1 protein-coding gene is annotated in these 713 nt (G+C 69.0%); it reads left to right on the top strand.

Features of this window, described 5'->3' with window-relative positions:
- A partial coding sequence (locus Raf01_RS49195; RefSeq protein WP_203925084.1) for a transposase occupies positions 1-713 on the top strand: 713 nt, incomplete at both ends.

The raw sequence follows: 713 nt of genomic DNA on the forward strand, positions 1-713 counted from the left end.
TATCCAGGTCCACGCTGCTGCGCAGGCTCCGCGAACTACCGCACAACGAGGTGGTGGCCTGCCCACCGGTACTCGGGATCGACGATTTCGCACTGCGCCGCGGCCACATCTACGCGACAATCCTCATCGACATGCAGACCGGCCGCCCGGTGGACGTGCTACCCGACCGCACCGCGGCAACCTTGGCCGATTGGCTACGCCGGCACCCCGGCGCACAGATCGTGTGCCGGGACCGGGCCTCCGCCTACGCCGAAGCGATACGCGCCGCAGCGCCGCAGGCCCGGCAGGTCGCCGACCGGTGGCACGTGTGGGCGAATCTGGCCGAAGCAGTGGAGAAATGCGTCCGGGGCCACCGAGGATGTCTCGACAGCCCCGTGCCGGTGACCGTACCGCCGGCCGACACGCCAGCACCATTACCAACTGTGGAGGGCCGCCTGGCCGCGCGGACCCGAGAGCGCCACACCGCGATCCATGCGCTGTCGGGCAAAGGGGCCAGCATCGGCGTGATCGCCGAGAGTCTCGGTCTGGACCGCAAGACGGTACGCCGCTACGCGAGCACCGCTACCGCGGAGGAGCTTCTGCACCCCAGAGGCCAGCGCAACGGTTCGCTGCGCCTGTATCTCGCGTATCTGCACCAGCGTTGGAACGAGGGCTGCACGGACGCGGTACGCCTCTACCACGAGATCCGCGAGAAGGGCCACCAAGGCGGCGAA

Origin of the sequence: Rugosimonospora africana (genome assembly GCF_016862975.1) — a bacterium.
Lineage (GTDB): Bacteria > Actinomycetota > Actinomycetes > Mycobacteriales > Micromonosporaceae > Rugosimonospora > Rugosimonospora africana.